Source organism: Cryobacterium frigoriphilum (genome assembly GCF_004403305.1).
In the GTDB taxonomy this organism is placed as follows: Bacteria; Actinomycetota; Actinomycetes; order Actinomycetales; family Microbacteriaceae; genus Cryobacterium; species Cryobacterium frigoriphilum.
Genome location: NZ_SOHE01000057.1, coordinates 1 through 9,543 on the forward strand (window position 1 = coordinate 1; position 9,543 = coordinate 9,543).

The window sequence follows — 9,543 nt, forward strand, 5'->3', positions numbered from 1 at the left end:
CCCCTTCACCGTTCGACTTGCATGTGTTAAGCACGCCGCCAGCGTTCGTCCTGAGCCAGGATCAAACTCTCCGTAAATGTTTGAATAGCTCCACAACCCGAAGATCATGTGCCCATCTAGTGCACCAAGCCGCCGGAATAGGCGAACAAGGTACAAGTTTGAAACTGACAGAACAAATCATTACTGACTTGCTTTGTTGTTTGTTGCCCAACCCGAAGGTCAGGACTTGTTCAATATTATTTCCAAAGGAATCTCTTGGCTGCTACCCGCTAGAAACGGGATCACAACCACGAGGTTTTTGGCATTTGACATTGTGCACGCTGTTGAGTTCTCAAGGATCGGACGCACCCAGCTTCAAACCCGTATAATGGGCGGTCGCTCTGGGGCAACTTGTCTAACTTAGCCACCCAGCCGATCGCTGTCAAATCCGCGATCCAGACCCGATCAGGCACGCCACAGCGCACCAAAACAAACCCGAAAACACCGACTCAACCAACTACACAAGCTTGATGGGAGGCTTAATATCCTAGNAACAGCACACAGCCCGGGCGTGTCGCCCCACCCCACCCCGCCCCCACCCACCGACCACCGACGCCGCCGCCGCCGCCGCGGCCGAATCTCGGCGACCTGCGTGTGTGTGTGGCCAATTCAGGAAAACTGTGGCCACCCGACATCCGCAGGCCCTAAACTGCGCGGCAGCACCGCGCAGGCCAGCCGGCCTTCCTGAATTCGCCACGAGGACAGCCCGAAAGTAGACCGACGGCCGACGGGCGAATCGACTAGGGAGCATGCGAGCCAGCGAGCCAGCGCGCCAGGGGGCGAGCCGGCCGGCGAGCGAGCGGGCGGGCGGGCGAGCCAGCCCACCGGACCCCCGCGAGCTGCGGCACACCTGTGAGCCGGGTGTGACGGCGGCAAGAGCGCCGAGGGCAGCCCCGCACGACGAGATCCGTGGCTAATTCAGGAAAAACCTGACCACTCGGCATCCGCAGGCCCGGAAGTACGCGGCACCACCGCGCAGGCCAGCCGGCCTTCCTGAATTCGCCACCGGCCGGCTCATGCCCCGGCGAGGTTCGCGACCGACGAACGCGGGTCGACCGGCCGAAGCCGATCGACCCGCGGGTCATGCCAGAGAAGTCGGGCTAGTCGATCAGGTCGTGACGCACGACGACGGCTTCGCGGTCAGGGCCTACGCCGATGACCGACATGCGGGAGCCGCTGATGGCCTCGAGCGCCAGGACATAGTCTTGGGCGTTCTTCGGCAGGTCGGAGAACTCGCGCACTCCGGTGATGTCTTCCGTCCAGCCCGGAAACTCCTCGTAAATCGGGGTGGCGTGGTGAAAGTCCGACTGTGAGACCGGAACCTCTTCGACCCGCACACCGTCGACGTCGTAGGCGACGCAAACCGGGATCTTGTCGAGCCCCGTCAGTACGTCCAATTTGGTCAGCACGAAGTCGGTGACGCCGTTGATGCGGGCCGTGTAGCGCGCGACCGGTGCGTCGTACCAGCCGGTTCGGCGCGGCCGGCCGGTGGTGGTACCGAATTCGAAGCCCTTGGACCGCAAGAACTCGCCGGAGTCGTCGAAGAGTTCGGTCGGGAACGGGCCGGCTCCGACCCTGGTCGTGTACGCCTTGACGACGGCGATGATGCGGTCGATGCGGTTCGGGGCCACACCCGAGCCGGTCACCGCGCCGCCCGAGGTCGCGTTCGACGAGGTCACGAACGGATACGTGCCGTGGTCGACGTCGAGCATGGTGGCCTGGCCACCCTCGAAGAGCACGGTCTTGCCGTCGTTCAATGCTTCGTGCAGCAGCAGGGCCGTATCGGTCACCATGGGGCGCAGCCGCTCGGCGTAGGTGAGCAGCTCGGCGACGATCTCGTCGACCTCGATCGCGCGCCGGTTGTAGACCTTGACGAGCAGGTGGTTCTTCTGGCCGAGAGCCCCCTCGACCTTCTGGCGCAGGATGTTCTCGTCGAACAGGTCCTGCACGCGGATGCCGACGCGGTTGATCTTGTCGGCATAGGCCGGGCCGATGCCGCGCCCGGTCGTGCCGATCTGACGCTTGCCGAGAAAACGTTCGGTGACCTTGTCGAGGGTGCGGTGGTACTGGGTGATGAGGTGAGCGTTGGCGCTGACCCGCAGACGCGAGACGTCGACCCCACGGGAGCTGAGGGCGTCGAGCTCCTCGAACAGCACCTCGATGTCGATGACGACACCGTTGGCGATGATCGGCGTGACGCCGGGGCTCAGGATGCCCGACGGCAGCAGGTGCAGGGCATACTTCTCGTCGCCGACGACGACGGTGTGGCCGGCGTTGTTGCCGCCGTTGAACTTGACGACGTAGTCGACGCGGCTGCCGAGCAGGTCGGTCGCCTTGCCCTTACCCTCGTCGCCCCACTGAGCTCCGATCAAAACGATCGCGGTCATATTTAGTCTTCTCCTCGAATAACAAAAGCCTCGGTCGGCGGCGCCGGGTCGGAACCCGGCGACACGGCGGCCGCAATAATCTGGGCGACGGCGGTCGGGTCGGCGTCGGCGAGGAAAGCGCTCAGGCGTTCGACCTCGTCGGTTTCGCCGATATCGGCCGCCCCACGGCGCAGAGCAAACAGGGCGCGCAGCACCCCGCGGTTGGGTTCGTGGCTCCACGGCACGGAGCCGTGGCCCTTCCAGCCGGCCTTGCGCAGGGCGTCAAGCCCACGGTGGTAGCCCACACGCGCAAAGGCGTAGGACTCGAGGATGCCACCGTCCGCGTAGGCCTTGTCGGCCAGCAGCGCCCAGGCGAGAGACGAGGTCGGATGCGCCGCCACGACACGTGCCAGATCGGGCCTGCCGGTTCGACTGAGCGCCTCGAGTACCTCCACTTCTGCGGGGAGGAGGGTCTCGGGCCTATTGAGCAAATTATCGCCGGTCACACTCGATCTTATCGCGGCGCATCTGTGTCCCTCGCGAGGCGCTCGCGAGCGACGCCGTATGACGCCACTCGCATCCGCCCGCATCCGCTCACAGTTGCGCCGCAGGCGCCCACGCAGCCTGCGTCAGGCTGGGGTCTGCTGGCGGGCCGCGACGCGCCATCCGCCGCCCACGAAGACATAGGTGGTCGAGACGTTGACCTCGAGCACCTCGGCGCCGCGGCGGGTGACCGCGCGGTAGACGACGACTCCGGCGTGATCTCCCAAACGGATGATGGCGGGGTCGCGAATTCCGTAGTTCTCCCAGGAGGCGGTGTCGTCGAAGTGCGCCGCGACCTTGTCTCGGGTCACAATCGCGCCCGGCAAAATCATCAGGGCGTCGTCGGTCATTTCCCGTTGGAAATATTCGCCGCCGCGGCCCGCCACCACCGCCTGCCAGGCGGCGTTTTCTTCGTGCAGCAGTCGGGCGGGCAGATCGTCAGTGATCGCAGTCATGACCACACGGTATCTCCTGCGGCTGCGCCGTGGGGAGAAATCTGGGGACAACTTCTGGGTCAGAAGTGGTGTTGCATCACCCAGGCGTGCATCGTGACGGCGGCGGCAGCCGAGGCGTTGATCGACCGAGTGGAGCCGAACTGGCTGATTTCGACCACGGCATCCGCTGCCTCGATGGCCGCCTCGCTGAGGCCGGGCCCCTCCTGGCCGAAGAGCAGCACGCAGCGCTCGGGAAACTCGAAGGTCTCGATGATCACGGAGCCGGGCACGTTGTCGATCGCGATGATCGGCAGGCTCTCGGATTCGGCCCACGCGACGAACGCGGCGACGTCGGGGTGGTGCAGCACGTGCTGGTAGCGGTCGGTGACCATCGCGCCGCGCTTGTTCCAGCGCTTGCGGCCGATGATGTGCACGGTGTCGGCGGCGAAGGCGTTGGCGCTGCGCACGATCGAGCCGATATTCATGTCGTGCTGCCAGTTCTCGATGGCGACGTGAAACGGATGCCGGTGCTCGTCGAGGTCGGCCACGATCGCGGCCATGTTCCAGTAGCGATAGCGGTCGATGACATTGCGGGTATCGCCGCGCTCGAGCAGTTCGGGGTCGTAATAGGTCTCGGTGGGCAGCTCACCCGGCCAGGGCCCCACGCCGTAGGTCGTCAGTTCGGGCGTCGGGTTGCTTGCGTCAGTCACCTCCCAAGGTTAGGGGTTTCGGTTTGCCTAAATATTTACTAGGGTTTCGGTATGCCTAAATTTCACCCGCCTCGCCGTGCGCGTCAGCGTGCGCGTCGTGCGGTGTTCGCCTCGGCCATGGTCGGGGCATCCGTTCTGGCGCTGAGCGGATGCGGCGCGACGGTCGATGACCTGGCCGGCTCCGGTGGCAGCGTCGACGACGGCCGACCGCTCGTGCTGACCACCTTCACGGTGCTGGCCGACATGGCCCGCGAGGTGGGCGGCGACGCCGTGCGCGTCGAGTCGATCACCAAGGTCGGCGCCGAGATTCACGGCTACGAACCGACCCCCTCAGACCTGACGCGGGCGCAGGACGCCGACCTGATTCTTGACAACGGCCTCGGCCTCGAGAAGTGGTTCGAGCAGTTCACGGTGGGCCTCGACGCCCCGGCGGTGACGCTCAGCGACGGCGTCACCCCCATCAACATCAGCGTCGGTGAATACGAGGGCAACCCCAACCCGCACGCCTGGATGTCACCGCTGTCCGGCGAGATCTATGTCGCCAACATCGCGGCCGCCCTCACCGAGCTGGCACCGGATGCCGCGGCCGACATCGCCGCGAACGCCGCCCAGTACACCGCCGAGCTGTCCGACCTGTCGGAGGAGCTCGCGACCGCCGTCGCTGAGATCCCCGCAGAAGAGCGCATGCTCGTCTCCTGCGAGGGTGCCTTCAGCTACCTCGCCCGCGATGTGGGGCTCGACGAGGGCTACCTGTGGGCCGTGAACCAGGAGAGCCAGGGCACACCGCAACAGGTCGTGTCGCTCATTGAGACCGTCAAGGCGCGCAACGTGCCGGCCGTGTTCTGCGAGTCGACCGTCAGCGATGCCTCCCAGCGGGTCGTCGCCGACGAGTCGGGTGCGACGCTCGGGGGCACGCTGTACGTGGACTCGCTCAGCGACGGCGATCCCGTGCCGACCTACCTTGAACTGCTGCGCTACGACATCCGCACCATCGTGGAAGGGCTGACCGAATGACCACCACCGCGACCCACAACGCTGCGAGCACCGCACGCTCCGCCGGGGCCGGTTCGGCCGCCAGGCCCGCCCCGGGACCCGCGATCGAAGTAAGCGACGTGACCGTGCGCTACGGCGACGTGACCGCCCTCGACCGCATTACGCTCACCGTCGGCAGCGGCCAGATCGTCGGGCTGCTCGGCATGAACGGCTCGGGCAAGTCGAGCCTCTTCAACGCGCTCATGGGGCTTGCGCGACTGGACGAGGGCAGCATCCGCCTGTTTGGCGGCAACGCGAAGCGGGCCAGGCTGGCCAACCACGTCGCCTACGTGCCGCAGTCGGAGTCGGTCGACTGGGACTTTCCGGTCTCGGTGCGGGAGGTCGTGATGATGGGCCGCTACGGCACCCTCGGCCTCACGCGGCGGGCCAAGGCCGCCGACCGGCAGGCGGTCGCGCAGGCCATCGAACGGGTCGGCCTCACCAACCTCGCGCACCGGCAGATCGGAGCGCTCTCGGGCGGGCAGCGCAAACGTGCCTTCGTGGCGCGCGGAATCGCCCAGAACGCGCGGCTGCTGCTGCTCGACGAACCGTTTGCGGGCGTGGACACCACGAGCCAGGCGACCATCAGCCGGCTGCTGCACGAGCTGCGCGATGAGGGACGCACGATTCTCATCAGCACGCATGATTTGGCCGGGGTTCCGGCATTGTGTGACGACGTCGTGTTGCTGCAGCGACGCATCCTGTTTCAGGGCCCACCCGACGAGGCGCTGACACCGGTGCTGCTCGCGCGGGCCTTCGAGGCAGCGGATGTGGAGGGCGCGGCATGATCGACTGGCTGATGGAACCGCTGCAGTACGGTTTCATGACCCGCGCGTTGCTGACCACCCTGATCGCCTCGGTCACCTGCGCGCTGCTGAGCTGCTGGCTCGTGCAGATCGGCTGGTCGCTCATGGGCGATGCCGTCAGCCACTCGGTGCTGCCCGGAGTCGTGCTCGCCTACATTCTCGGCTGGCCCTTCGCGGTCGGCGCGTTCATCTTCGGCATCGGGGCCGTCGCCCTGATCGGCGGCATCCAGTCCACCACGAAGATCAAATCGGATGCCGCGATCGGCGTGGTCTTCACCTCCCTGTTCGCGCTCGGTGTCGTTCTCATCTCCGTCACTCCGAGCCAGACCGATCTCTCGCACATCCTGTTCGGCAACGTGCTCGGCGTGAGCGTCGGCGACCTCTGGCAGGTCTTCATCATCGGCCTGCTGACCTGCGTGATCCTCGTGGTGAAGCGCCGCGACTTCACCCTGCTCGCTTTCGATCCGACCCACGCGCACGCGATCGGCATCAACGTGCGGGTGCTGCGGGCGTTGCTGCTCGGGCTGCTCGCCCTGACCGTGGTCATCACGCTGCAGGCCGTCGGCATCATCCTGGTGGTCGCGATGCTGATCATTCCGGGCGCGACGGCGTACCTGCTGACGGCGAGCATGGGCCGCATGCTCATGCTCGCGGTGCTCGCGACATCCGTTGCCGCACTCGCCGGTGTCTACGTCAGCTACTACGCCGACGTGTCGACCGGCGGCGCGGTTGTGCTCGCCCAGGCCGTCTTGTTTCTCGCGGCCTACCTGTTCGGCCCCCGCGGCGGGGTGCTGCCCCGACTCGCCCGCCGCCGCCGGGCCGCCCGGCAACGCACGACCGGAGCGACGGGCGCAACCCTCGCTGCCGAGTCCCCCGACCCGGGTTACGCTGGCACACCCGAGGAGAGAGAGCGAAATGAAGCAGTCCACGCCCGCGGCTGAGGACTACCTCAAGACCATTTACGGCCACACCGAGTGGCAACCGGAGCCGATCACGCCGTCGGTGCTCGCCGCGCGCCTCGGCATTGCGCCGTCGTCGGTGACCGAGATGGTGAAGAAGCTCGCGGCCTCCGGGCTGCTGCGGCACGTGCCGTACGGGCCGTTGACGCTCACCCCGGCGGGGCTGCTCGCGGCCACGGCCGTCGTGCGCCGCCACCGCCTGATCGAAACCTGGCTCGTACGAGACATGGGCTACCACTGGGACGAGGTGCACGAGGAGGCCGAGATTCTCGAACATTCCATCTCTGACCGGCTGCTCGACGCGATGGATGCCCGCCTCGACCGCCCCGCGCACGATCCACACGGCGATCCGATTCCCGCCGCCGACGGCTCGGTCGCTCGCGAACCGGCGATTCTGCTCGCCCAGGCCACCGCAGGGCACAGCGGTCGGGTGCTGCGCATCAGCGACCGGGATTCGGCGATTCTGCGCGACCTGGCCGCCGATTCGATCGGTCCGGGTTCGGCCTTGACCGTGATCGAGCCGCCCGGCACCACAAACTTGCTCTGCGTGCGGTTACCCGACGGGCAGATTCGCCAGCTCTCCCCCGCCGCCGCTGGACTGATCTGGGTCTCTGCGTAGCGCTCGTCACCCACGCGAAACCTGCCCCGGTTAGGCTGAAACCCCGACGAGAGGAACGCCACCATGGCCCGCCGAGATGAAATCGAATGCTGGCTCACCGACATGGACGGTGTGCTCGTGCACGAGAACGCGCCGCTTCCCGGAGCCGCCGAGCTGTTGCAGCAGTGGACCGACACCGGCACGCCGTTTTTGGTGCTGACGAACAACTCCATTTTCACGCCGCGGGATCTGAGCGCTCGACTGAAGGCATCCGGTCTCAACGTTCCCGAGGACCGTATCTGGACCAGCGCCCTCGCCACGGCCGACTTTCTCAAGCAGCAGATGCCCGGCGGTTCGGCGTTCGTGATCGGCGAGGTCGGTATCACGACGGCGCTGCACGAGGCCGGCTTCGTGATGACCGAGACGAACCCCGATTACGTCGTGGTCGGCGAGACCCGCAACTACTCGTTCGAGGCGATCACGAAGGCGATCCGCCTGATTCTCGGCGGCGCCCGCTTCATCGCCACGAACCCGGATGCGACCGGGCCGAGCGCGGACGGCCCGATGCCCGCCACCGGCGCGATTTCTGCCCTGATCACGAAGGCGACCGGCATGGAGCCCTATGTGGTCGGTAAGCCCAACCCGATGATGTTCCGCTCGGCCATGAACAAGATCGGCGCACACTCCGAGAACACAGCCATGATCGGGGACCGCATGGACACCGACATCGTCGCGGGCATCGAGGCCGGGCTGCACACGATCCTGGTGATGACCGGCATCAGCGACGCGGCCGAGATTGCCCGCTACCCGTTCCGCCCCGACGAGATGCTCGCCGGTGTGCACGAACTGGTGTCGACCGAGCTCATCGAGAGCGACGAAATCTAGCGCCTCCGCTGGCACGGGCTCGTGGTTGAGTCACGGACTTCGCACGCTCGTGGCGCGCGTGAAGGCCCGAAGTCCGCGACTCAGCGCCCGAGGCCGCCTCTACGCGGTGGGGCCGGGCCCAGCGAGGCTGCCGGTGAGGGGTTCGCCGCTCGAACGGCTCACGAAGCAGTAGTAGTGGCGTTCGCCGGCGGTCCACTGCTCGTCGGTGACCGGGTAGCTGCCCTGAACCTGCACGTCGGCAACGGCCGCCGCAGCGGTGAGGTCGATCAGGCCGACCGCGCTGCACAGCACGTTGATCTGCGCGGCAAGCTCCGCCTCACCCGGGAAGACGGTCACTGCGTCGCCCCCGAAGGCTCCGCGAAAGACGAGCTGGGCGGTGTGCGCGGCGCCGCAGTCCGCGACGGTGAACTCTTCGGCCCAGGGTGAGTCGTAGGGTTCGAGGCATTCGCCGCCAAAGAGGGTGTTCCAGGGGTGAACGCCGGCCGATTGCATGGCCGTGATCTCGGCTGCCGCGGTGGGCGTCGGAGTCGGCGCGGCGGTGGGCGTGGCGGCCGCCGACGGCGTGCTCGTCGGGGTCGAGACGGCGACGGGGGCGCCGCCGCCCAGGCGCTGCCCCACGAAGAACAGGCCGACGAGCACGATGACGACCAGCACGCCCGCGAGCACCCAGACGAGGGTTCGCGGGCGTCTGGCCTCGATGCCCACGCGGCGACCCGAGGAGTGTCGGAGCGCCGCAACCGGCTGGGCAGCGGCGGCCGCCAGGGCGCGGGGGCGGCTCGCCGGCGGCAACGGCTCGGGCATGACCGTCGTCCTGGCGGCCGGTGCTGCCGCGGGCATGACAACGGTCGCCGCGTCAGCGGGTTCGTGCCCGGGTTCGTGCCCGGGTTCGCGGTCGGGTTCTACGACGGATGCCGGTTCGACGACGGACTCGTCGGGACCGCTCGCGACCGCGGCGTCGGGCGCCCCCGCCGACGCGATCGGAGTGGTCCACCACGGTGCCGGTGCTGCGGCAGCTCCCCCCTCATCGAGTGGAACCACGGCGGGCGAAACCGGGGGTGTTGGGTGCGCGGCGGGGGCGGGCGCAGCAGGCTCTGCGGGGTCTGCGGGGGCGGCGGGGGCGGCGGGCTCCGCGGGGTCGGCAGGCCCTGCCTGGGCGGCAGGCCCTGCGGGG

Annotated in this window: 9 protein-coding genes, 1 rRNA gene and 1 pseudogene; 5 read left to right on the plus strand and 6 right to left on the minus strand. The window is 67.4% G+C overall.

Going from position 1 to position 9,543, the window contains the following annotated elements; translation table 11 throughout:
• From E3T55_RS14005 to E3T55_RS14025, 5 genes are all read right to left on the minus strand, one after another.
• Positions 1-77 (minus strand): 16S ribosomal RNA (locus E3T55_RS14005); the annotation flags it as partial.
• Between the two features lie 1,062 nt (positions 78-1,139).
• The gene (locus E3T55_RS14010; RefSeq protein WP_134520186.1) at positions 1,140-2,426 is read right to left on the minus strand and encodes an adenylosuccinate synthase; all 1,287 of its coding nucleotides are present in this window, start codon (positions 2,424-2,426) and stop codon (positions 1,140-1,142) included.
• Positions 2,427-2,428: 2 nt separating this feature from the next.
• The gene (locus tag E3T55_RS14015; protein ID WP_134520187.1) at positions 2,429-2,911 is read right to left on the minus strand and encodes a DUF3151 domain-containing protein; all 483 of its coding nucleotides are present in this window, start codon (positions 2,909-2,911) and stop codon (positions 2,429-2,431) included.
• A gap of 123 nt (positions 2,912-3,034) precedes the next feature.
• Positions 3,035-3,403, minus strand: coding sequence for a DUF4440 domain-containing protein (locus tag E3T55_RS14020; protein WP_134520188.1), 369 nt, complete (start codon positions 3,401-3,403; stop codon positions 3,035-3,037).
• Between the two features lie 59 nt (positions 3,404-3,462).
• Entirely contained in the window at positions 3,463-4,092 is a 630-nt protein-coding gene (locus E3T55_RS14025) for an RNA methyltransferase (RefSeq protein ID WP_134520189.1), read from the minus strand.
• A gap of 51 nt (positions 4,093-4,143) precedes the next feature.
• Between E3T55_RS14025 and E3T55_RS14030 the strand changes: the two genes are divergently transcribed.
• The 5 genes from E3T55_RS14030 (at position 4,144) to E3T55_RS14050 (ending at position 8,372) form a co-directional block, all read left to right on the plus strand.
• Positions 4,144-5,106 carry a metal ABC transporter substrate-binding protein gene (locus tag E3T55_RS14030; RefSeq protein ID WP_166791796.1) on the plus strand — a complete coding sequence of 321 codons (963 nt, stop codon included), beginning with the start codon at positions 4,144-4,146 and terminating at the stop codon, positions 5,104-5,106.
• On the plus strand, positions 5,103-5,912 hold the full coding sequence (locus E3T55_RS14035) for a metal ABC transporter ATP-binding protein (protein WP_134520190.1): 810 nt from the start codon (positions 5,103-5,105) through the stop codon (positions 5,910-5,912). Before E3T55_RS14030 ends, E3T55_RS14035 begins: the two co-directional genes overlap by 4 nt.
• Positions 5,909-6,871, plus strand: coding sequence for a metal ABC transporter permease (locus E3T55_RS14040; protein ID WP_134520191.1), 963 nt, complete (start codon positions 5,909-5,911; stop codon positions 6,869-6,871). Before E3T55_RS14035 ends, E3T55_RS14040 begins: the two co-directional genes overlap by 4 nt.
• Positions 6,846-7,508 carry a metal-dependent transcriptional regulator gene (locus E3T55_RS14045; RefSeq protein WP_134520192.1) on the plus strand — a complete coding sequence of 221 codons (663 nt, stop codon included), beginning with the start codon at positions 6,846-6,848 and terminating at the stop codon, positions 7,506-7,508. Before E3T55_RS14040 ends, E3T55_RS14045 begins: the two co-directional genes overlap by 26 nt.
• Positions 7,509-7,571: 63 nt before the next feature.
• Complete coding sequence (locus E3T55_RS14050) at positions 7,572-8,372, plus strand: HAD-IIA family hydrolase (RefSeq protein ID WP_134520193.1); 801 nt, start codon at positions 7,572-7,574, stop codon at positions 8,370-8,372.
• A gap of 99 nt (positions 8,373-8,471) precedes the next feature.
• Here E3T55_RS14050 and E3T55_RS14055 read toward each other — a convergent pair.
• Positions 8,472-9,543, minus strand: a pseudogene (locus E3T55_RS14055) (hypothetical protein); the annotation flags it as partial.